The sequence below is a fragment of the Sphingomonas sp. UV9 genome, assembly GCF_004101245.1.
Taxonomy (GTDB): Bacteria; Pseudomonadota; Alphaproteobacteria; order Sphingomonadales; family Sphingomonadaceae; genus Sphingomonas.
In genome coordinates, this window is record NZ_SCIN01000005.1 from 43,341 (window position 1) to 64,262 (window position 20,922).

Consider the following 20,922-nt stretch of genomic DNA (forward strand, 5'->3'; position numbering starts at 1 on the left):
CACGCGTCGCTGTGCGGGTCGACGTTCTCTCATCAGGAACCGCGCATGACCAGGATCGTGCTTTTCGCGACATCGGCGCTCACGCTCGCCAGCCCTGCCGCCAGCCCTGCAGCCGCGCAGGTCGATCCGGTCGCGCGGGAGATGGCGGCGCAAGCGCTCTCGGTCGCGACCGCGCCGACGACGATGAAGACCACGATCGTCGGGGGCGAGCAACCGAACACGCCTGCCGTGTCGGGGGCTTCGGGGACGATCGGCAACTCCCCGATCCAGGTCAACGGCAGCGCCGCCAACGACACCGGCTATCTCGCATTCAAATACGGCGCGGATGGCAAGGGGGTGACGAATTACTGGGTGAAGACGCGCAGCCCGGTGATGAACGGCTATGCCGCGATACAGAACGGCGACCGCATCGTCGTCGACCTGTGGCAGGCAGGCACCGGCGGGCAGACCGGGCATGTCGGCGGAACCCGCGTCACGGTCGACAATGCGGTCTTTTCGGCAGGGGAGGTGGCCGGCCGCTGGGCGTTGTTCACCGGCACCGGGGTCGCGTCGTCGCAGGTCAGCAGGCAATATCCGGTCCGCTACGGCACGATGAACGCGATCGTCGCCAACAGCTATCAGCAGGTGATCTTTCCGGGCGGCGTGAACCCGGCGCTGCCATCGGCGGGGAGCAATTTCGGCGGATGGGTGGTGATCGGCGCGGGCGCGGCCTCGCCTGGCTTCGGCGCCTTGAAGTTCCTGCGGACGGGCGCCGCATTGCTCGCCACGCCGGAAGCGGGCGCGTTCGAGGTCGATGCGAATGCGCTGCCCTATTTCACCGCGGCCGACGGCGTCCGGCGCGGCATCATGCTCGCCGAGACCACCGACCCGAGCGTCACGGTGCTGCCGGGCGCGGGATCGGGTGCAACCGCCACGATCGATGCGAACGGCAATGCGGGGATCGTCCTGCTGGTCACTGGTGCGGGAATAGGGCCGAAATCGGGGGCGGGAGCAGGGGACCTGTTCACGGTCACCTATGCGCACCCCTATCCGTCCGCGAGCTATCCGGTGATCTCGGCCGCCAACGCAGCCGCGGTCGCGCTCGTCCGGAACGGCTATCTGACCGCCACTGCGACCGGCTTCACCGTCAGCCAGCCTTCCACCGGCGATGCGGCGCTTCCCGCCGGGACCTATGCCGTCACCTTCAATGCGCCCGGCGCTTGACCGAAGCCGTCTCTCTCCACGCCGCATATCATCCGAAGATATCGGCCGAGTTCGCCTTCGTCTGTGCCTGCGCCGATCCTCTCCACCCACCCCGGACCGACGACCGACACGATGATCTCGACGGTGACAGGGTGGCCGCGATCGCGCACCGGCACCAGATCGTCCCGCTGGTCGTCGAGGCGCTGAAGCGGTGCAACCGGCCGATCCCGCCGGCACTCGCCGTACGCCATGATCCGCTGGCGCCGCTGCGGTCCGCCCGCGAGGCGATCCGGTTGCACACGCTGCTGGCGGCGGACGGGATCGAGCCGGTTTTCCTCAAGGGCAGCACGCTGGCGATGCTGGCGTACGGCGCGATTCAGCGCCGCCAGTTCAGCGATATCGATCTCCTCGTGCGGCCGACCGACGCCCGCCGCGCGGCGAGGCTGCTGGAGGAGGCCGGCTACCGGGCGCCGGGCGGAGCAGGGGATTTGCCGGAACGGGTTACGCGCGCGATGCCGCTCGCCAAGGACATGGCGATCCGTCACCCCGGCAACGGCCAGATCGTCGAGCTTCACTGGCGCATGACCGACGCTGCGTACGAGCGCCCGGTCCGGGACCACGAAGCGATCCAATGGGTCGAGCTCGCCCCCGGCGCAGCCATCCCCACGCTCGCGACCGACGCGCTCTTTGCCTATATCTGCAACCACGGCGCCGCGCATCTGTGGGCGCGGCTACGCTGGCTGGCCGACGTCGCCGCCTTGCTGGCACGCGAACCCGATGGCGGCGACCGGCTCTGGCACGCCGCGGTCGCCCGCCGCCAGACCCGCGCGGCCGCGTCCGCCATCCTGCTTGCCGGGCACTTCTTCGGCACGCCCCCGCCACCATCCTTCTCCGCCCCCCGATCGCTCCGCCTCACACTGCTCGTCGCGCTGTCGCGGCGCACGATCGAAGCGGGAGGCGGGACTGCCGAACTCGCGCGCTCGCGATGGCGCGGCTGGGCGGAGATGACCGGCAAGCTGCTCGTCGCCTCGAGCGCCGGCGATCTTGCCGGCTGGTCCAGGCGCCTGCTGTTCTCCGCCTCCGACGAAGACGTCACCGACCGCTCGCGCTTCTGGTTCGTGCTCCACCCCCTGCAGCGCATCCCGAAACTGTTGAAGCGACGCCGGCTACGGCGTCACCGCAAGCGAGCATGAGCGGCCGCATCGCAATATCCGATCGCTTCCGACGCCAAAGCTCTCCCCAATAAATGCCGTCCGCACATCTAGCCTCGCTAAATAAAAGCACGGTCTTTCAAAATTGATCGGTTTCCGGTTACCACGGGATCAAAGGCGGGATCACGCGGGGGAATGTCGAAATTATGAAGATAAAACAATTGCCTGAATGCCTGTTCGGCCGTCACTTGCGTGATGCTCACGGGGTTCGGTTCCGAGACGATATGGCGTTCAGTCGGTGCGTCGGCTGTCGCGTTGCGATGGTGAAAGTACAAGGCCGCTGGCGAGCGGTCGGTCGCAGTCCATTATGGCAATACCTCGCCTTGGCCGCGTTGCTGCTGCTCTTGGCCTTTGGTTTGCAACGCTGGTACGCCGCGGCTCACCCCAAGCACGACATGGTGGTCTTCGTCGGAGACAGCATTACCGAGGGCGTTGCCGCGAGCGATCCGCTGACGACCTCCCGTCCGGGCCGGTACCAGGTCCATGCCGGCAACGACGTGATCGTCGCGAACGAGGGCGTGAACGGCATCACGCTGGGCTCGTTGGCCGGGCTGGTATCGCTGAAGGATTACTACAAATCGGGACGCCGCAACGTCGTGGTCCTGGGCGGCGGTTCGAACGACTTCGCCCAGAACGCCAAGGCGGTTCCGTTGTTTAAGACGCTGCAAGACTATGCCATGCGACTGAAAGAGGATGGCTGGATCGTCGGGGTCGGCACGGTGATGGCGCGCAACGGCCTACCGCCGGAACAGGAACGCGAACGGCAGGCGTTCAACCGAATGATCGTTCACGGGCCGTTGAAAGGCCAGGGCATCGCCGTGCTCGACTTCGACGCGGAGCAACGGGCAGGGCGCGTTCCCCTGGCAGACGGTGTACATCCAACCGATGAAGGCTATGCGGGCATGAGCAAGCTCGATGTCGCATTCGTCGACAAGGCGCTCGAGAAGCGTTGAACTCTCCGAGCCGGGTGGACACGACGACATGACACTGACCCGGCGCGCGGCCGTAAGCGGCATCGTCAGCACTGTAGCGCTAGCGGGATGTGGCGGCGAGGGCGGCACCAGCGATGGCCCTATCGCCGTGGTGCCCGTAACGCCTGCACCTGCGCCGGCACCGTCTCCAACGCCCACGCCCCCGCCCACGCCCACGGCGCCTCCGCTCCAATCGCGCAGCACGCTCGGTATCTTGACGTTGGGCATGTCGGTTTTTCTGGGCGATGATCTGGTAGGCTTCGGCAATCCGGATCGATCGGCGATCATTGCGGATAACACGCCGACCCGATACTTCACCAAGGCGTTGATGGCCGCCCGGCCAGCCGACAGGACGATCCGCGAGGTCAATGCAGCCGTCGGCGGTTCGTTCGACGATCAGACCCCGAACCAATATGCAGCCGTGGCGGGCAAGCCGTACGACGTCGTTATCCTGGGTCTCGGGATGAACAGCGGATCGGCGTATGGCGTGCACGGCCGCGGACCGAACGCTGCTTTTACCAAGGAGAGACTCCGACCTCTTCTGCGGGAGATCAAGACGACCGGTGCCGTGCCGATCGTCTGCAACACGATGCACCCCTGGCCCGAAAGGACTACGCCAGCGTCAATTCGTGCCGTACTTTCCGAGGGAATCGCCTGGCCAGCCGAACAGGAAACCCTGCTTTACGGCGGGACATTGGCGTTTGATCGAGAGGCTAACACGTTCGGCTCACCCATTCCGGGCGAAGCCGGGCGCGGGGTGTTCGAGCGCGCCGGGGGACAGTCGATACGCGCTGGCAGCAAATTACGCATCGACGATGGTACCGGGCCGAATGCCGGCATCCTCATGACGGTGACCCACAGGGTTGGCGGCAATACGGTGCAGGTCGAGCCGGGATCGATCCAGGAAAGTGGCGTGTTCAATAGTGTCGTACGCCACTTCGATCCGCCGGTAGACGAATTCCTGGTCCCGCCCTCTACCCAACAGGTTCAGAAGCGCGATTGGACGGGCGGTGGCGTGATCGTCGATGGCCTGGCAAGCTATGCGACATGGAACGGGGTACTTGCGGACCTTGCTCGCGAGGAGGACGTCAAACTGCTCGACTTCGAATATCGCGGGTTCAAATGGGTAGAGCGGCGCGGTTGGCACAGCGTTTATACATCGACCTACCAGGGCGTGGTGTTCGAAACATATAATCATCCGCAGTTGGCAGCCCAGAGCGTCGTCTACGGGGAAATGATGACGTGGCTGGCACGCGTGCTCGATACCAACGGGCTGAGTGGCGGCTTCGAACGGCTCGTAGGCCCGCCCATATCCTGAAGCACGATCGGATCCGGTAGAGCCTGCGTGGACCCCGATCAGGCGGCCCGTTGCGATACCCCACGCATCTGATTGGTGTTGTCGCAGGAACCCTTGGCGGCTGTAATCGTTTGGACGGGGCAGCCGTACTGGCTGATACCTGGGAGTGACCTATGATTAAGAAACTGACCCTGGCCGCATCGGCCTTTGCCTTGACTGCACTGCCAGTTGCAGCAAGCGCTGCTCCTGTCGCTGTAAGCTCGGCCGGGTCGCTCTCGTCGGTTCGTGCAGGCACGCCTACGTCGAAGTCCAGCAACCTCGCTGGTCTCCAGGATTCGAGCATCGCTCCGATCGTCATCGGTATCGGCATCCTCGCGGGTGTGACGTACCTGATCATCGATCACGAAGACGATGACAACTCCGACAGCAACTAAGTGAAGTGGGCCGGTAATTCCGGCCCATTTTTACATTCGGCCCATTTTCAAAGGGCACGGGTTTCAAAAGCGGCATCGCGCATCGCGACCGTTCCTAAATCCTGGTTTGAGCGATCGATCGCCAACCGTGGCCTGCCTTCAGGTCAGAGCAAACTCGATTTAGAGGTTTGCTGTTTAGCTTGCCGAGACCCTTCGGGTTTCGAACCCGATCGAGACGTTTGACCAAGATCGGACGTTGTTTTTCCCAACGGCTTTCCCGGGGCAGATACATCGCCGCCAACCTTGGCCTCCAAGGCCTCCACACGGTTTGTCAGCAGGTCGAGATCGAGCTTTTCCGGCGTTGCCTGCAACGCGCCGACCTGTTGCTCCAGTTCGTCGATCCGCTTGTTCGCGGCGGCGATCCGTATCCCAGCCTCCATCCGGTCGACGTCCGCCTTTATCGGATCCTCCGCCACCTTCGCCGCTTTGGGCGTGGGCGTTGAGGACTGGTCGCAGCCTGCCACGAGGATCAGGCATGCCAGCGACATGATGCTTTTACAGAAATATGTCATGCTCTCCGCCTACTCCTTCGCCAGCGCGTAATCCTGCACCAGCACTTTTTCGGGGACGTGCCACGCTCCCGCGATCTTGCGGATCATCGGCAGGGTGAGCGCACGGTGACGCGCCAGTATCTCGGTGGCGCGCGACTGCCCGATCAGTGCGGCGAGTTCGGCGCGGGTATAGCCGTTCATCTCCATCGCCGCCTCGATCGCGCGCACCGGATCGAGCGGTTCGATCGGCCAGCGCCGGCTTTCATACGTCTCGACCAACGTCGCCAGCACGTCGAGCCGATCACCCGCCTCGGTGCCGTCTTCTGCGCCCCACAGCGCCTCGATCTCGCGCAGCGCCGTTTCGTGATCCTCGTCGGTCCGGATAGGACGAATGTGCATCGCACCACCTCCATTGGGCATAGTCAAAACAGGCTCACCGTCAGCGCATCGATCTTGTCATAGTCCGCATGCGTGCCGACGAACTTGATGAAGGCGATCGACCGCTTCCAGTCGAACGCGACCACCATCCGATAGTCCCCCCCGGCAACCTCGAACCGCACCCGCTCGCCATCGAGCGACTTGGCTTTCGAGAAGTCCGCGACGACCTCCAGCGGACTGTTCCACGAGGCCGCGCTGGCGACTTCATGCCAATGCCGCAAGGAAGCTTCGGTCGTCGGATGCCTCGCCCAGAACGCGATCAACCTGTTCCTGGCGATGATCCTCATGCCTTGGCGAGCTAACATTTCCCGTCATGGGAATCAAGGCTATTTTCCCGTCACGGGAAGTATCGACCTCGTGCGCTATATATAAGGCCTGATCGCTATCGCTTCGCCGCTACAGGAAGCGCTCGCCGGCATGGTCGCGGAACAGCTCGTGGTTGCGGACATAGTCGGACAGGATCTCGAGCGACTTGTGCCGGCTGACCTCCTTCATCTTGAACACCGTCGCGCCCTGCCGCGCGGCTTCGGTCAAAAAGCCGGCACGCAGCGAATGCCCGGCCACCTGCGCCGGATCATAGCCCGCGGCCGCGGCGCGCGCCTTGACCACCAGCGCCACGCCGCGGTCGCTCATCGGCTTGGCCGTGATCCGCCCTTGCGGAGTCAGCTTGCGGAATACCGGGCCGTCACCGAACCCGGCGCAGGCGATCCACGCCAGCAGCAGCGCCTTGGGCCGGATCCGACGCCCTTCCGGCACCGCGATCGTCGCGCCTTCGCCCTCCTGGTCGGTCTTCGATTTGCGGATCGTGATCAACAGCCCATCGGGCGTGATCGCGACGTCGTCGATATCGAGCGCGACCAGCTCGGATCGCCGCAGGGCGGCCGCCATGCCGATCGCGAGCAGCGCGCGATCACGCACCGCCCGCACGCTGTCGCCCTCGCAGCCACGTAGCATGTCGCGCAGCATGTCGCCGTCCGCGGCCCGCTTCTGGACCTTCTTGATGCCGTGGGTGCGGCGGATCCCGGCCACGACATTGCGGATCGCGACCGCGCCCGGTTGTTGCTGCGGCGGATCATACCCGGCCTGCGCGTGCATATAACCGATCGCCGCCAAGCGCCGCCCGACCGTCGACGGCCGCGCGCCCGCTTCCGCTTCGGTCGACAGGAAGATCGCCACCGCGCCCGGCGCGGCGGGCAAAGGATCGATCACACGCGCCGCGCACCAGGCAAGAAATATCCGCCAGTCCGATTCATACGCACGCCGCGTCGCCGGCGACCGCGCCGCGGCGACATAGGCGCGGGCCGCCTCGATCTCGTCCTCCAGCAGCAACGGGATCAACGGTGTCGACGCAACCCGCGTGAGCGCGGTGTCGTCGAGATCGTCGGTCATGCGTCGTGCTCCAGCAGGTCGGACGGCCCGATATTCGTGATGGCCAAAATTCGATCGGACCAAAATTCGATCGAACGGCGTGTGATGCACCGAACACCGCATGGCAATTCCGCCACGCCGAACCGATGATTCTTTATTCCGAGAATACCATTTATCGGAATAAACTGTCGATGCCGTTTTATCGGTCCAGGCTGTCGCACATTCAAAAGCGCCTGTTGCGCCATGACCGCGAAAATTACCGATGACGGACAATCTCCGTCCGAATCCGTTCGAACTATTTCGCGGAGCGATCAGCGATATTCTGTAATTAACGCAACTTGTCGTTACCGTGATTGGCGGTATGGAACCGATTTTGACGGAACAGCAAAAGGTGTCGAACATGGTCAGAGACAAACGCGTAATAGTGGTCGGGCTCGGCTATGTCGGGTTGCCGCTCGCTATCGCGTTGGCCAAGTCGTTCGAGACCTGGGGGCTCGATGTCGATGCCGGCCGTATAGCCGAACTCGAACGCCAGCATGACCGCACCGGCGAAATCGACGCCGATCGTCTCACCGCATCGACCTTGCAGCTGACAACCGATCCCGAAGCCTGTCCGGATGCCGATTTCTACATCGTCACCGTGCCGACCCCGGTCGATGCCGACAACCGGCCCGATCTCGGCATCGTGATGGCCGCGACGCGCACCGTGGGCCGCATGCTGAAGCCCGGCCGACGCTCGATCGTCGTCTACGAGAGCACCGTCTATCCCGGCGTCACCGAAGATCTTTGCGGCCCCGAGCTCGAACGCGTCAGCGGGCTCGTCTGCGGCGAGGACTTCTTTCTCGGCTATTCGCCCGAGCGGATCAATCCGGGCGACCGCGAGCATACCGTCGACCGGATCACCAAGGTGATCTCCGGCCAGACGCCCGAAGTGTTGGAGGCGATCGCCGACCTGTATAACAAGGTCACGACGGGCGGCGTGTTCCGTGCCGCCTCGATCAAGGCGGCCGAGGCGGCCAAGGTGATCGAGAACGCCCAGCGCGACATCAACATCGCCTTCGTTAACGAGATCACGCAGATCTTCGCGAAGATGAACCTGTCGGTGTGGGACGTGCTGGCTGCGGCCGGCACCAAGTGGAACTTCCTGAAGTTCGAGCCGGGGCTCGTCGGCGGGCACTGTATCGGCGTCGATCCCTATTACCTCGCCCACCGCGCGACCGAACTAGGCTGCGATCCGCGCATCATCCTGGCGGGTCGCGACATGAACGACGGCATGGCGGCATGGGTAGCGAAGGACGTCCACGACTGGCACGCGGGGTCGGGAGCCGCGCGCGCCAGCAAGGTGCTGATGCTCGGACTGGCGTTCAAGCAGGACGTGCCCGACCTGCGCAACTCGAAGGTCGCCGACCTGGTCGCCGCGTTCCAGGGGCTGGGCCATCAGGTCGACGTCCACGATCCGCTCGTCTCCGCCCCCGACGCGCTGCACGAATATGGCCTCGAGATCGTCGCAGCTCCTGGCGATATCGCTTACGACCTGATCGTCCTTGCCGTGCCGCACCGCGAACTGGTCGTCGATTTCGCGCGCTTCACGAGGCTGCTGGCACCGGGCGGCGGGATCGTCGATCTGAAGAACGCGCTGGCGGGGTCTGGACAAGTGCCCGTTGGCATGAAGCTATGGACGATGTAGCGAACGCGCCTACAGGCTGTCGGGACGGTCATCGTGCGGCCGCCTGGGTTTGCGTTCGAGGGTTTCGTGTTTTCCAAGCTGTTCCGCCGCATGTCGGCCAACATATCATCGACGCGCAGCTTTGCCGGCCCCAGCGGCAAGCGGCTCTACGCGATCGGCGATGTTCATGGTCGCCTCGATCTCGTCGATGAACTTCTCGGCCGCATCGAGGACGACATCGCCGAGCGCCCGGTCGAGACTGCAGCGGTGGTCTTCCTCGGCGACCTGATCGATCGTGGTCCCGATTCCGCAGGCGTCGTCGAGCGGTTGCAGACCCTCCGGCATTATCCCGCCAAGACCTTGTTCCTGCTCGGCAATCACGAGGAATTCCTGTTGCGCGCGCTGGCGGGAGAACCCGGCATCGCGCATGACTGGCTCGGCTTCGGCGGCGATGCCTGCGCGGAAAGCTATGGTATTGCGCCGTCCGCGTTGCAGGCGATGGACGAACGGCGGATCGCCGAGGTGCTGCACGCGGCGATCCCGCTCGCGCATGTCGAGTTCCTGAAGACCTTCGGCGATACGTTCGCGTTCGGCGACTATCTCTTGGTCCATGCCGGTATCCGGCCGGGCGTGCCGATCGAACAGCAACAGCCCCGCGACCTGCGCTGGATCCGCCAGCCCTTCCTGTCCGATGCGCATGATCATGGCTGCATGGTGATCCATGGCCACACGATCAGCGACGGCGTCGATCAGCGGTCCAATCGCATCGGCATCGATACCGGCGCCTACCGGACCGGGATCCTCACCGCGGCAGTCATAGAAGATGCCGATGTCCACTTTCTGGCAACGCAGCGCAGCCAGCGCTAGCGTAGCGCGAACGCGAGGATGCCCGCCAGCGTCGTCTAAAACAGTTGAAGTGGAACGAGTCCCGCCTTGCGGCCAGCACGACTGCAATCGGGGCAGCATCGTCAACGCAATATCGACAAGGGATAGAGCTAGGCACCCATAGATAGCTACCGACCTTATATCGACTGAAGTCGAACGTCGTTGATCAGTTCAAGGATGAGGACGGTCAGTAACGGCAGCCAGAACCTGAGAGGACGGCGCAGCGCAAGACCAGCAGAAGATGAAAATCATGATGCGCCAAATCGAGCGTGGCGCTCAGCCAGCCCTCGAACATTTTCTAGTGAGAACGAGCGCGATGCAGACTCAGTCAACCACCTCGACGGGAGCCCTCACGGAAGCGCTGTCACCCACCAACGCATCTGGCATGTCGACGAATTCGGCCCGCGTCACGCCGTGATCGTGGAGCTTGAACATAACTTCCGCGAGACACTTGGTCCGCGCCGCGCGCGGAACAATAATCCTGACCGGTCGCCCTGCTGCCCACTCTACCGCGTATGCCTCGAGGTCAGCATTCCGCAGCGTCCGGCCGTCACTCGACAAATCGCACTTACGCGATTTCGCCAAGACCACAATTTCAGTGGGGGCGTTGCTATTCAACAACAGCACGGCAAGGGCGATGATCGAGATCATGCTGCCGCATTCGCTCCACCAGCGAGAGTGTCAATCCGTTCTCGCCCGCTATTGTAGCGGAGGCTTGCAGTGTCGAAGGTATCAGCGGTCGACTTGCGACAGACAGAGGTTAATTGTAGGTGTGCGCACACGCATCACGGGGATGCGGGCTTGGCTTCAAGGCAGTGACATAATGAAAATCGGATTGACGAGCCAGATGGCCGTCATCGGTCTCGCCTTGCTGCTGGCAGCGTGCGCACCAACGCGGGGTGGAACCATATCCTATGACTCCAGTAAATTCGGCACACCTGATGGACCAAAGATCGTTGCCGTCGACGATACCTACAAGCTGGCCCCACTCGACACGGTGAGCGTCATGGTATTCCAGGTCGCCGATCTCAGTCGCGACTACGAGATCGACCAGAGCGGGCGCATCACCATGCCCTTGCTTGGTCGCGTCGACGCGGTTGGGCTCAGCACGACCGAACTGGGCGCTGTCATCGGTCATCGACTGGATGAAAAGTATCTGCGAAATCCGAGTGTCACGGTTTCCTTGAAATCGTCCGCCAGCCGGGTCGTCACGGTCGATGGATCAGTACGCCAGCCCGGCATTTATCCGGCGACCGGGGCACTTACGCTCATTCAGGCGGTTGCCCTTGCGCGCGGTACCGATGATCTGGCTAATCCACGCCGTGTCGCTATTTTCAGAACCATTGCTGGCAAGCGCACTGCCGCGGCCTTCGATTTAACCAGCATTCGTCGCGGTGAAATGGCAGATCCGCAAGTTTACCCCGGTGACACAGTGGTTGTAGATGGGTCTGGCGTAAAGAAGACGCAACGTGATCTCCTGCAGGCTTTACCACTTACTTCCATCTTCTTGGCGCTATAACGCCGTCGCCTTTAGGATTTTCGTAAATGGTAAGCCCCGGGGCCGTGGGTCCCACAAACCTAACCGTCCAACCCGACGAACGCCGTGTTATAGCTCCTTTAAATAAAGAGAGCGGTTACGGTGGCTACGGAACCACGAACAACAGTCGCGAACTTTCCTTGGCGCTCCTGTGGCGTATTGCGGTCGAATGGCGATGGCTGATTCTTGCTGCCGTAGGCACAGGACTGGCCTTGGCAGTGCTAATCACGTTGCTCACGCCGCTTAAATATCGCTCAACGACTTCAATCGAACTCAACCCGCCACAAGTCGAAATCATAGCGGATGAAGACAGCAAAGGCGGGCGGCAGAGTAGTGCCCGCAACGACACCAATTTTGTCGGTACGCAGCTTGCCTTGCTGGGTAGCCGAGCCCTAGCCGAACGCGTCGCGCAAAATCTCAATCTCGCTGCTGATCCGGCTATCGTCGGCCAAGGCACAGACCGTACTGCAAACACCGAAGCCGCGGCAAGATTCGTACAGGGCGGAACTCAGGTGAAACTGCAGCCGCAAAGCATGATAGTCAGCGTAGCGTTCATTGCGCGTGATCCACAACTCGCAGCAAAAGTCGTCAATGCTACGACCGATGCGTATATCGCAACAAATCTTGAACGCCGCTACCAGTCATCGTCTTACGCCCGCAACTTCCTTCAGCGGCAGATTGCGAATGTTCGTCGCGACCTGGAAAAGTCGGAGCGCCGGCTTACCGCCTATGCGCAACAACAACGGCTGATCAGTATCGGCAACAGCGAAGAAGGGGGTGACACCAATTCGCTGACTGGGAGTTCGCTGGTCTCGTTGAACACCGCGCTTGCCGCCACGCAGGCACGGCGGATTGCGGCCGAGCAAAAATATCGTGAAGCGGCCTTAGGCGGGGCAACCACTGAAGGAAGCTCGAACGCGGCACCGTTACGTGCGCAGATTGCTGCGCTCGATGCCGAATATCAGCAGAAACTCCAGACGTTCCGTCCCGAATATCCCGAAATGATGGCGCTCAAGGCACGCATCGATGCGTTGCGGGCGTCGGTGATCACCGAAACGCGCAATGCCAATTCCGATCGTATCGGCACACTACGCCAAGACTTTCAAGCAGCACGCGCCGAAGAAGATCGGCTTCGTGCACAGGTTGCTGGGCTCAGTGGCACGGTGCTCAATCAACGCAGTCGCCTGATCCAGTATAATATTCTCAAGCGCGACGTAGATACAAATCGTACGCTCTACGACGCGCTTCTCCAACGTTACAAAGAGATTGGGGTTGCTGGCGGTATCGGCACCGCGGTCGCCTCAGTGGTCGATCGCGGGCTGGTTCCCGGGGGTGCGTTCTCGCCAAATCTGTATCTCAATCTCATAATTGGTGTCGTACTGGGATCCATTGTTGGCATGCTCGCTGCGGTCGCGCTCGAATTCATCAACGACACGATTAAGACGCCCGACGACGTTCGTAACAAGCTGCAGCTTCCGTTCCTTGGCGGCATTCCCAACATTAAGAATTTAAAACCAATTGAGGAGTTAAAGGATACGCTATCGCCAGTTGCGGAGGCCTATCTATCTACTGCATCAGCGATGCAGTTCGTCACCGCAGGCGGTGCGCCCAAGACACTACTAATTACAAGCACACGTCCGGCGGAGGGTAAGTCGACGTCAGCTTGGGCGCTTGCGCACAGCTTTACGCGGCTGGGTAAATCAGTCCTGCTGATCGATGCCGACATGCGTCGCCCCGCCTTTGTCACCGGGCGCGAGAATGTCGGGCTGTCGCACATCCTCACCAACTCCGGATCGCTCAGCGAGCACGTGCTGCAGACCGATGTCGACGCCTTGTGGGTCATGCCGTCGGGTACCATCCCGCCAAGCCCGCCCGAGCTGATCGCGTCGGCGCGGTTCGCCGCATTGCTCGCCGATGCGTCCGCGACGTTCGACGTCGTCGTCATCGACGGTCCGCCGATCCTCGGCCTTGCCGACTCCCCGTTGCTGTCGTCAATCGTACAGGCGACACTGATGGTGATCGAATCCGGTCGCACCCGGACGCGCGCGGCGGTGGAGGCGCAGAACCGCATGCGGACCGCCGGCGCGCACATGGTCGGCGCCATCCTGACGCGCTACCAGCCGCAATCGTCCTATGGGTACGGCTATGGCTACGGCTATGGGCAGAACAAGGACCAGTATCGCTATGTCGCGGACGGCAACGAGAAGAAGCGCCGGATCATGCTGACGATGCATGATGAGCCCTAAACGATGAGCCGTAAGCGGCGCGATCCCAGTAACAGCGCAAGCCGTAGCGGAAGCGGTAACCCTCGCCGCGGTGGTCTGGGCAGCGTTCGCGGTTTTGCGTCCGCTGCCATCCTGGTGGTTGCCGGCGTGTCGGTGGGCTGGCTGTCCTTCCAGGCGGCGATGGTACGGACGTTGCCGGCGACCGCGCCGGTAATCGTGCGGTTCGCGCCCAATTACCCCGACGCCGTGCTTGCCAGGACCGCGGCCCTGCTCGTCACGCAGCGCGGCATGCTCGATGCCGCGACGCTCGGCGCCGTCCGGCGCGCGGCTGCGGCTGCGCCGCTCGATGCCCGCGCCTATCTGATCCTCGGCCACCAGCAGTTGCTCGATCGCCTGCCCGACCGTGCCGTCGCGACACTGGAAGCCGGACAGCGGCTCGACCCCCGCCAGCGGCTGATCCACCTGCTTCTGCTGGATCGCTATCTGCGCACTGCCCGCTATGCCGATGCCGCGGCGCAATTCTCGGTGCTGGCACGGATCCTCGGCGCGACGCAGGCGCCGATCGCGATCGCCATGGCGAAGATGACAATGGCGCCCGAAACGCGCGACGCGGTCCGCCATACGCTCGCCACCGATCCGGTGCTCGAACGCGGCGTGCTGACCGCGCTCGCCAAGTCTGACACCGCGCCCGCTGCGATCTTCGCACTCGCCAGCCCCGCTGCGCGCGTCGATGCGCGCGCGAAGGAGAGCTGGGGTCCGGTCCTGGTGAACCGCCTAGTCGCCCGCGGCCAATATCCCGTCGCGCGATCGGTATGGCAGCGTATCTACGGCGTCGCGCCAGCGCAGGCCGAAGCACTCATCACCAATGCCGGTTTCCGCAAGACCGCCGCGTCGCCCCCGTTCGACTGGACGTTGACCGCCAGTAGCCTCGGCGCAGCCGATATCCGCAACAATAGCCTGATAATGGACTATTACGGCCGCGACAGCGGCGATCTCGCGCGCCAGTTGCTGGTCCTGCAACCGGGACGCTACCGGTTCGCGTTCACCGTCGACCCCGGCAAAACCGATGGAGCCGCCAAGCTCTACTGGTCGCTCGCTTGCGGCACCGCGGCGTTGAGCGACCAAAACCAGCTGATGAACGTCGCCGTGGCCGCGACAGCCAAGCCGCACCGCGTGGCGACCGAGTTCGTCGTTCCGGCCAGCTGCCCGGCACAGACGCTGACGATGCGCGGCGAGGCCGGCGATTTTCCGTCCCCGCTGGGCGTGACGCTGCGCGACCTCGATCTCCGTCCTCTGTCAGGTCCGCCATCGGCAGGCCCTCGGGAAACCACATCGGCTCCCGCATCGGAAACCACGCCATGATCCGCCATGCGGTCGTCCCCGTCTATCTGCTCGCCTGCCTGTTGCTCGGAGGCGCGAGCGCGGCAGGATTCATCGCCAACTTCATCCTCCAGATCGCCAGCCTGCCGCTGATCGGCTGGGCTTTGTGGCAGATGATGCAGGAACGCCCCTCGGCACAAATCCGGGCGCCGCTCGGCCTGCTTGCGATCTTCGTCACGATTGCGGTGCTGCAACTCGTGCCCCTGCCGCCCGCGCTGTGGACGCTGCTGCCGGGCCGCGCGGCGGTTGCCGAAGGCTATCGGCTGCTCGGCATCCCCCTGCCCTGGCTGCCGCTGACGCTGGCCCCCGATATCGCGCCGTCGAGCCTGTTGTGGCTGCTGCCGGCGATCGCCGTGCTGTTAAGCGTGGTCGTACTCGGCGCGTTTCGCGGGCGCAGCATCGCCGCGGTGATCGTCGCAGTCACGCTCGTCTCGGTCGCGCTGGGCGCCTTGCAGGTCATCGGCGGGACCGGCGCCTATCTCTATACGATCACCAATTACGGCGTTGCGGTCGGGTTCTTCGCCAACGCCAACCACAATGCGACGCTGCTGCTGGTCTGCATCCCGTTCCTGGCCGCACTCCAGACGACGCTGCTGCGGCGCAGCAAATCGCAACGCAGCGCCTCGGCGGTTCACCTGCTCGTGGGAGCGACCTACGCGGTCATCTTCGTCGGCCTGCTGATCAATTCCTCGCTCGCGGGGATCGGCCTCAGCGTCCCCGTGGCGCTCGTCTCGTGGCTGACGTTCGGGCGGCGCCGCAACGCCCTCGTCCAGCGCAGCCTCGTCGTCGCAACCGGGCTGGTCTCGCTCGCCGCCATCGTCACGATCGTCGTCGGCCCGTTCGGCAACAATCTGTTCGGCGCCCAGAAGGCCAATGTCGAGCTGTCGCGCCAGACCTCGTTCGCGCTCACCTTCCAGGCGGCGCGCGCATATTTCCCGATCGGCTCGGGCACCGCCAGCTTCCAGCCGATCTATCACATGCAGGAGCCGCTCGCGTCGGTCACGACGACCTACATGAACCATGCGCACAGCGACTGGCTGGAACTGCTGCTCGAGACGGGGATCGTCGGGATCGCGTTCGCGGCGCTGTTCCTCGCCTGGTGGGTGGTCCGCCTGCGCGCGATCTGGCGCGCCGAGGAGCCCGATCCGTTCGCGCAGGCCGCGGTCATCGCGACCGCCGCCATCCTGCTGCACAGCGTCGTCGACTATCCGCTGCGCACCGCGGCGCTGTCCGCGGCCTTCGCCGCCTGCATCGGCCTGATGTCGGGCGTGCGCCCCTATACGCGACGCAGTCGTGCGCCGTCCTCCGCGCGGCACATGAGCCTCTAGCTCAGGCGCGCGCTATCCCGTCGCCGCGGCGGGCGCGCTGCCCGTCGCACTGATAGTCGCGTCACCCGTCGCGGTGGCGATCGCCTCCAGATAGCGTGCCTCGACGACCGACACGTCGAACTCGCGCTCGGCGATCTCGCGGCTGCGGCGCCCCATCGCCGCACGCGCGTCTGTGTCCAGAGCGAGGAACGCGAGCATCGCACCGGCCAGCGACCGTGCATCGCGCACGGTGCACAGAAAGGCGTTCTCGCCGGCGCGCGCGATCTCGGTACAGCCAGGCACGTCGGTGGCAATCAACGGCCGCTCCATCGCGGCTGCCTCGAGCAGCGAGCGCGGCATGCCCTCGCGATACGACGGCAGCACGACGGCCGCAGCCCGGACCAGATGCGGCCTCACATCGACCGCCTCGCCGAGATAGCGCAGCGTGCCTTCCTGCTCCCAGCGTTGGACAGTCGCGCGGTCGATCGCGGTGCGGTTCTGGACGTCGAGAAAGCCGAGTAGATGGAATTCGACGTCGGGCCGGCTGGCGCGGACGATCCGCGCGGCATCGGCGAACTCCACCACCCCCTTGTCGCGCAACAGCCGCGCGACCATCAGGAAGGCCGGAGGCGCCCCCTCCCCGGCCGGTTCTGGCACGAACTGCGCTAGATCGATCCCCGAGCCCGGCAGCAGCGCGGTACGGGCGCTTCGCACCAGCCGCTGCGCCACGAACAGATCGCGGTCGTGGCGGTTCTGGAAGAAGACCGTCGCCGATCGCGCGAGAGCGGCCCGATAGAGCAGTCGCACCACCCGGGTCACTAGGCCGATCTTGATGAACGCGGTGCCGAGCCCCGAGATGTTGTTGATGACCGGGATACCGAGCGCGTGCGCAGCCAGCGAGCCGTAGACATTGGGCTTGATCGTCCAGCCGAGGAACGCGACCGGGCGCACCTGTTTCAGGATACGGAAATACTGCGAGGCCAGTTTCAGGTCGCGGACCGGCGAGAGCCCCTTGCTGTCGATCTCGATCGGGAAATACCGGACGCCCAGCGCGATCAGCGCCTCGCTATGCGGATCGCGCGGCGCCAGCGCGACGACGTCATATCCCTCGCTTTGCAGTCTCGAGACAAGATTTGCCCGGAAGTTTACGATATTCCAGCTTGTGTTTATCGATATCACGATCGTCTTTTTCGGCAACGCCACGGTGTTTCGCCTAACCAGCATTGATGAAAAAGGCTCTGTACGGCAGCCAGAATTCGGCGTTCGTCGCAAACACTAGCCAGACCATCTGGACCGATGCGGAATACGCACAAACAGCAAGAGTAAGCTGCGCGTTCAAGGACCGGCTTCCCGCAAACACATAGGGAAGTCTTGGCAATATCGCGATCTGAAGAGGGATCAGGAACAGCGCCAACCGGTCGATAGCCGTGGTAAAGCTCACGGTCAGCACCAACGGCAGCGTCAGCAATGCGACCACCGCAAAGGCGGTCCACATGTCGTCCTGATATGCACTGAACCTCATCTTCTTGCGCAACACGATCGCAATCACCGCTGGCACGATGTTCATCGCGACTCTGACGACTGCACCTGACGATGCATAATCCGAATCGATATAGTTGTTGATCAGATCATCGGTTTGGCTGCGCAGGAACAGGAAGAACAGGGCAACGAAGACGATGACCCCGAAGATCGATTGAAGTACGCTTCTACGAAAGACCGGTGCTAGAATGAGCGGCAGAACCAGAAGCGCGGTCTTATGAAAAAGCGCCGCGATAAATACATACACGATCAGTTTTACGGTCGACTGCCTGTCAACGTCCGCCAATCCCGCCAATAATATCCCGATCGCAACGGCTTGGCGGGTATACCCCATGCCGACGACGATCACGAGATAGGGTACCGCCACGAGAAATGTGAGCGCCGGATTTGGCTGGCGGCTGCAAAATCGAATGATCGAAAAGGTCATGATCACGCCACAGGCGAGATTGGCCAACCAGATACCCGAATCCAGCCGCCCGGCGATGAAGACGATCGCCGAATACGCCGGATCGTAGCTCATGATCGCCTGGGAGAAGTCCATGAGCTGGATCTGATCGTAGATCCCGAGATACGGGATCCAGTCACCGCCAACCTCAAACCGCAGACCGATCATCAACGCGGTGGCTAGGCCAAGACAATAGACGACGGTCAGAGAACGGGTGGGCGTCGATCCACTACGAGCATCCGGAGTGGCCAACCGATTGTAGCCGAACGCCGCGACCATCCATGCGATGAAGAGGACCCAATACGGAAGCAGGATAAAGTCCTAAAAACGGCCTTTGACACATCCCGCTTAGAAGGGATGCCACCCCTTCGCAACGCTCGCAATCGGAGAGTCGGCTCGCCAGAGCCGACAGACCGCCGAAAGAACAGTCTAGGGTCTTGCGATCCGCTCGGGATACGATCGCTATCCGCGATCGCGCCGCGCGTCCAGCATCGGGTATTATTGATTGGTACCATCGGCGATATCGTAAATTATCTTACAATATTTTACGATGCAATGTATTATTACAACATGGACAAACCGATATGTAGTACCATCGCGCCTGCGTTATAGGAGAATTTGATGCTGTACATCATAGGTACGTTTACCGACGCATTGGCGGCGACCATCGATCCCGATGTCCATGTCATCAGAACAAGTGGTCGCTCGACCGAAAACGATGGCGGCGCAGCAACGTATCAGCGGACGACTGCCACACTCGAGAGCAATCAGCAGAATTACAGCTGGTTTGAGGCGGCGGATGGATCGGTTTGGCAGCTCGCCTCCGGTCAGCCCTATTACGCCGCGCAATTCGGCGCACTGGGTGGAGACCAGATCGACAGCCGCCCGATCATTCAGGCCGCGCTGGACGCGCCGATGGTCGGCGTGCTCAATCTCGGCCCCCTGGTCCATTGGTTCTCGGGAAACATCCGCAAACCGAGTGGGAAAGGACTGGTCGGCGCGGGCCGTGCAATATCCGGGTTTCGGTCATTTCAAATCACCGTTCAGCAAGCTAGCCCGCGGTTCGGCATCTACTGCGATGGCGACAGAAACGGGTGGTTCGCCGATTTTTTCATCAATATCGACCGGGCAGGCCTGAATTTCGGCGCTACGCCCGCCGCACAGTTGCTGAACCGCTGCTCAGGCCTCGTCATTCGCGGCGACAGCCGAAGCGTTCGGGTCAATCGCGTCGATGTTTATAACGCGACCGGTTATGCGCACTACACTGCTGCCGGCGATGCAGCGAATTCTGGGCCAACGCCAAAAGATATCATGCGGCGGGATTGCCAGGCTTATAACAGCCAAGTGTGTTTTGAGGCGACAAGTCTCGGCACCGAGGAGGAAACCGTCGATTGCGCCGCGTGGGGCGCCCCCCAGGACGGCGGTGTAACCATTCCCATGGAAGTTGCCTATCATGCATATGGTGGTATCGCGCGCGTTATCCGGCGCCGCTGCAGTTTTTACGGCAATGCTACGGGCGATTTGACGGTCATCACCGATGGCGTCGACAATGGCGAAGTTGGTTTTGAGGACTGCGATTTCGAAACCACGGGTACGCAAGCCGGGCTCAGCGTTGCAAATCCGGATCCAAACGGCAGCAGCGTCCCGGCGAACGCCGGTAAGATAACACGCAATTATTGGGTGCGGGGTGGACGAATAGCAGGTGGCACGTTCGGCCTGCTGGCGAATAACGCCAAGGTCAGAGTGGACGGAACGACGTTCACGTCTCGATCGACCGGCCTACAAATCACGGCCAACGCTGCCGTGGATCTCTACTCGCCCATCATCAAAGTCACGGGATCAACGACGATTGCCGTCTTCGGCGTCAACGTCGAAGGCACCGGGACGGCATCATGGCATGGTGCCGGCGAGCTTACCGTGACAAACGCAGGAACCGGCGCTGTCGTCACCTTTGCGCCATCGGTGAAATTCACCAACACGCCCGTTATCACACCGCCATCGAGTCAACTCGGAACCGCATTACCGAATTACCGGCAGCGCAAGACCGGACAGATCACACAGACGGCATGGAGCAGCTACAACCCAACGGCCACCAACAAGAAATTCTATGTCAACATTCCGTTGGCGACATCGGTCGCCAGTCGCGCACTGACAATGGTCAATCTGCTTCTCCAGCAGCCTGACGGTAGCTTGGTATGGCCTCCTCAGGATCTGACCATCACGTTCAACTGGCAGAGCAACGGGTTAATTCAAGTGCAGATCAGTACAGCCGATGCGCTGACTAATTATAGCTTGCGCTACGAGATCGTAGAATATCTCGGCTGATGTTGCGGTATTTACTCTAAGATACCGGGTCTTGTAGAGGAAATTTCTGCAGGACCCGGCGTGGAATTTATGGCTTCGCTACCATGGTTATCGGCTGATCCTTCAGCGCGATGCGGCGACTTGAGCAGCACGTCATTACTGCCCCGCAGTCCGGATATTCAGCAGGCACCGGACCGCCTTCA

General features: G+C 62.6%; 19 protein-coding genes. 12 read left to right on the plus strand and 7 right to left on the minus strand.

All coding sequences use genetic code 11. The features are described from left to right. Nucleotides 1–45 precede the first annotated feature (45 nt). From EQZ23_RS19960 to EQZ23_RS18480, 5 genes are all read left to right on the plus strand, one after another. A complete protein-coding gene (locus tag EQZ23_RS19960; protein ID WP_164913512.1) occupies nucleotides 46–1,203 on the plus strand; it encodes a hypothetical protein in 1,158 nt (385 codons plus the stop codon). Further along, nucleotides 1,200–2,375 carry a nucleotidyltransferase family protein gene (locus EQZ23_RS19965; protein ID WP_164913513.1) on the plus strand — a complete coding sequence of 392 codons (1,176 nt, stop codon included), beginning with the start codon at nucleotides 1,200–1,202 and terminating at the stop codon, nucleotides 2,373–2,375. Before EQZ23_RS19960 ends, EQZ23_RS19965 begins: the two co-directional genes overlap by 4 nt. A gap of 341 nt (nucleotides 2,376–2,716) precedes the next feature. Next, nucleotides 2,717–3,346, plus strand: coding sequence for an SGNH/GDSL hydrolase family protein (locus EQZ23_RS18470; RefSeq protein ID WP_164913514.1), 630 nt, complete (start codon nucleotides 2,717–2,719; stop codon nucleotides 3,344–3,346). 244 nt (nucleotides 3,347–3,590) lie between these two features. Then, nucleotides 3,591–4,682, plus strand: coding sequence for an SGNH/GDSL hydrolase family protein (locus EQZ23_RS18475; RefSeq protein WP_128455936.1), 1,092 nt, complete (start codon nucleotides 3,591–3,593; stop codon nucleotides 4,680–4,682). 152 nt (nucleotides 4,683–4,834) lie between these two features. Continuing rightward, the gene (locus tag EQZ23_RS18480; protein ID WP_128455937.1) at nucleotides 4,835–5,095 is read left to right on the plus strand and encodes a hypothetical protein; all 261 of its coding nucleotides are present in this window, start codon (nucleotides 4,835–4,837) and stop codon (nucleotides 5,093–5,095) included. A 143-nt stretch (nucleotides 5,096–5,238) separates the two neighbouring features. Here EQZ23_RS18480 and EQZ23_RS18485 read toward each other — a convergent pair whose 3' ends face one another. The 4 genes from EQZ23_RS18485 to EQZ23_RS18500 all read right to left on the minus strand — a co-directional run bounded on the left by EQZ23_RS18485 (nucleotide 5,239) and on the right by EQZ23_RS18500 (nucleotide 7,452). Next, nucleotides 5,239–5,646 (minus strand): hypothetical protein, encoded by a 408-nt coding sequence (locus tag EQZ23_RS18485; RefSeq protein WP_128455938.1) that lies wholly within the window; start codon nucleotides 5,644–5,646, stop codon nucleotides 5,239–5,241. A 9-nt stretch (nucleotides 5,647–5,655) separates the two neighbouring features. Then, nucleotides 5,656–6,024, minus strand: a complete 369-nt coding sequence (locus EQZ23_RS18490) for a transcriptional regulator (RefSeq protein ID WP_128455939.1) — start codon at nucleotides 6,022–6,024, stop codon at nucleotides 5,656–5,658. Nucleotides 6,025–6,047: 23 nt separating this feature from the next. Then, on the minus strand, nucleotides 6,048–6,284 hold the full coding sequence (locus tag EQZ23_RS18495; RefSeq protein ID WP_240663680.1) for a type II toxin-antitoxin system HigB family toxin: 237 nt from the start codon (nucleotides 6,282–6,284) through the stop codon (nucleotides 6,048–6,050). Between the two features lie 175 nt (nucleotides 6,285–6,459). Continuing rightward, complete coding sequence (locus EQZ23_RS18500) at nucleotides 6,460–7,452, minus strand: site-specific integrase (RefSeq protein ID WP_128455941.1); 993 nt, start codon at nucleotides 7,450–7,452, stop codon at nucleotides 6,460–6,462. Nucleotides 7,453–7,831: 379 nt separating this feature from the next. Between EQZ23_RS18500 and EQZ23_RS18505 the strand changes: the two genes are divergently transcribed. Together EQZ23_RS18505 and EQZ23_RS18510 are read left to right on the plus strand one after the other, a co-directional pair. Further along, on the plus strand, nucleotides 7,832–9,118 hold the full coding sequence (locus EQZ23_RS18505; RefSeq protein WP_128455942.1) for a nucleotide sugar dehydrogenase: 1,287 nt from the start codon (nucleotides 7,832–7,834) through the stop codon (nucleotides 9,116–9,118). Between the two features lie 33 nt (nucleotides 9,119–9,151). After that, complete coding sequence (locus tag EQZ23_RS18510) at nucleotides 9,152–9,964, plus strand: metallophosphoesterase family protein (protein WP_346427832.1); 813 nt, start codon at nucleotides 9,152–9,154, stop codon at nucleotides 9,962–9,964. Between the two features lie 342 nt (nucleotides 9,965–10,306). Here the strand turns inward: EQZ23_RS18510 and EQZ23_RS18515 are convergent, their stop codons facing one another. Next, nucleotides 10,307–10,633 carry a hypothetical protein gene (locus EQZ23_RS18515; protein ID WP_128455943.1) on the minus strand — a complete coding sequence of 109 codons (327 nt, stop codon included), beginning with the start codon at nucleotides 10,631–10,633 and terminating at the stop codon, nucleotides 10,307–10,309. Nucleotides 10,634–10,805: 172 nt separating this feature from the next. Between EQZ23_RS18515 and EQZ23_RS18520 the strand changes: the two genes are divergently transcribed. The 4 genes from EQZ23_RS18520 (at nucleotide 10,806) to EQZ23_RS18535 (ending at nucleotide 16,452) form a co-directional block, all read left to right on the plus strand. Further along, nucleotides 10,806–11,501 (plus strand): polysaccharide biosynthesis/export family protein, encoded by a 696-nt coding sequence (locus EQZ23_RS18520; protein ID WP_164913515.1) that lies wholly within the window; start codon nucleotides 10,806–10,808, stop codon nucleotides 11,499–11,501. A gap of 158 nt (nucleotides 11,502–11,659) precedes the next feature. Then, nucleotides 11,660–13,765, plus strand: a complete 2,106-nt coding sequence (locus EQZ23_RS18525) for a polysaccharide biosynthesis tyrosine autokinase (RefSeq protein WP_240663681.1) — start codon at nucleotides 11,660–11,662, stop codon at nucleotides 13,763–13,765. Nucleotides 13,766–13,768: 3 nt separating this feature from the next. Beyond that, nucleotides 13,769–15,106 (plus strand): hypothetical protein, encoded by a 1,338-nt coding sequence (locus EQZ23_RS18530; RefSeq protein ID WP_240663682.1) that lies wholly within the window; start codon nucleotides 13,769–13,771, stop codon nucleotides 15,104–15,106. Beyond that, nucleotides 15,103–16,452: an O-antigen ligase family protein gene (locus tag EQZ23_RS18535; protein ID WP_128455946.1), complete on the plus strand. Its 1,350-nt coding sequence runs from the start codon at nucleotides 15,103–15,105 to the stop codon at nucleotides 16,450–16,452. The genes EQZ23_RS18530 and EQZ23_RS18535 overlap by 4 nt, the downstream gene beginning before the upstream one ends. Before the next feature lie 12 nt (nucleotides 16,453–16,464). On the opposite strand, the gene EQZ23_RS18540 is transcribed toward EQZ23_RS18535, so the two are convergent. Beyond that, nucleotides 16,465–17,610, minus strand: coding sequence for a glycosyltransferase family 4 protein (locus EQZ23_RS18540; RefSeq protein WP_240663683.1), 1,146 nt, complete (start codon nucleotides 17,608–17,610; stop codon nucleotides 16,465–16,467). A gap of 34 nt (nucleotides 17,611–17,644) precedes the next feature. Beyond that, complete coding sequence (locus tag EQZ23_RS18545) at nucleotides 17,645–18,694, minus strand: EpsG family protein (RefSeq protein WP_128455948.1); 1,050 nt, start codon at nucleotides 18,692–18,694, stop codon at nucleotides 17,645–17,647. A gap of 342 nt (nucleotides 18,695–19,036) precedes the next feature. Between EQZ23_RS18545 and EQZ23_RS18550 the strand changes: the two genes are divergently transcribed. Then, a complete protein-coding gene (locus EQZ23_RS18550) occupies nucleotides 19,037–20,740 on the plus strand; it encodes a hypothetical protein (protein WP_128455949.1) in 1,704 nt (567 codons plus the stop codon). The last annotated feature ends 182 nt before the right edge of the window (nucleotides 20,741–20,922 follow it).

Coding starts and splice junctions, on each gene's coding strand:
- EQZ23_RS19960 (WP_164913512.1), top strand. CDS start 46: ATGACCAGGATCGTGCTTTTCGCGACATCGGCGCTCACGCTCGCCAGC.
- EQZ23_RS18475 (WP_128455936.1), top strand. CDS start 3,591: ATGTCGGTTTTTCTGGGCGATGATCTGGTAGGCTTCGGCAATCCGGAT.
- EQZ23_RS18480 (WP_128455937.1), top strand. CDS start 4,835: ATGATTAAGAAACTGACCCTGGCCGCATCGGCCTTTGCCTTGACTGCA.
- EQZ23_RS18485 (WP_128455938.1), bottom strand. CDS start 5,646: ATGACATATTTCTGTAAAAGCATCATGTCGCTGGCATGCCTGATCCTC.
- EQZ23_RS18490 (WP_128455939.1), bottom strand. CDS start 6,024: ATGCACATTCGTCCTATCCGGACCGACGAGGATCACGAAACGGCGCTG.
- EQZ23_RS18500 (WP_128455941.1), bottom strand. CDS start 7,452: ATGACCGACGATCTCGACGACACCGCGCTCACGCGGGTTGCGTCGACA.
- EQZ23_RS18505 (WP_128455942.1), top strand. CDS start 7,832: ATGGTCAGAGACAAACGCGTAATAGTGGTCGGGCTCGGCTATGTCGGG.
- EQZ23_RS18515 (WP_128455943.1), bottom strand. CDS start 10,633: ATGATCTCGATCATCGCCCTTGCCGTGCTGTTGTTGAATAGCAACGCC.
- EQZ23_RS18520 (WP_164913515.1), top strand. CDS start 10,806: ATGAAAATCGGATTGACGAGCCAGATGGCCGTCATCGGTCTCGCCTTG.
- EQZ23_RS18530 (WP_240663682.1), top strand. CDS start 13,769: ATGAGCCGTAAGCGGCGCGATCCCAGTAACAGCGCAAGCCGTAGCGGA.
- EQZ23_RS18535 (WP_128455946.1), top strand. CDS start 15,103: ATGATCCGCCATGCGGTCGTCCCCGTCTATCTGCTCGCCTGCCTGTTG.
- EQZ23_RS18545 (WP_128455948.1), bottom strand. CDS start 18,694: ATGGTCGCGGCGTTCGGCTACAATCGGTTGGCCACTCCGGATGCTCGT.
- EQZ23_RS18550 (WP_128455949.1), top strand. CDS start 19,037: ATGCTGTACATCATAGGTACGTTTACCGACGCATTGGCGGCGACCATC.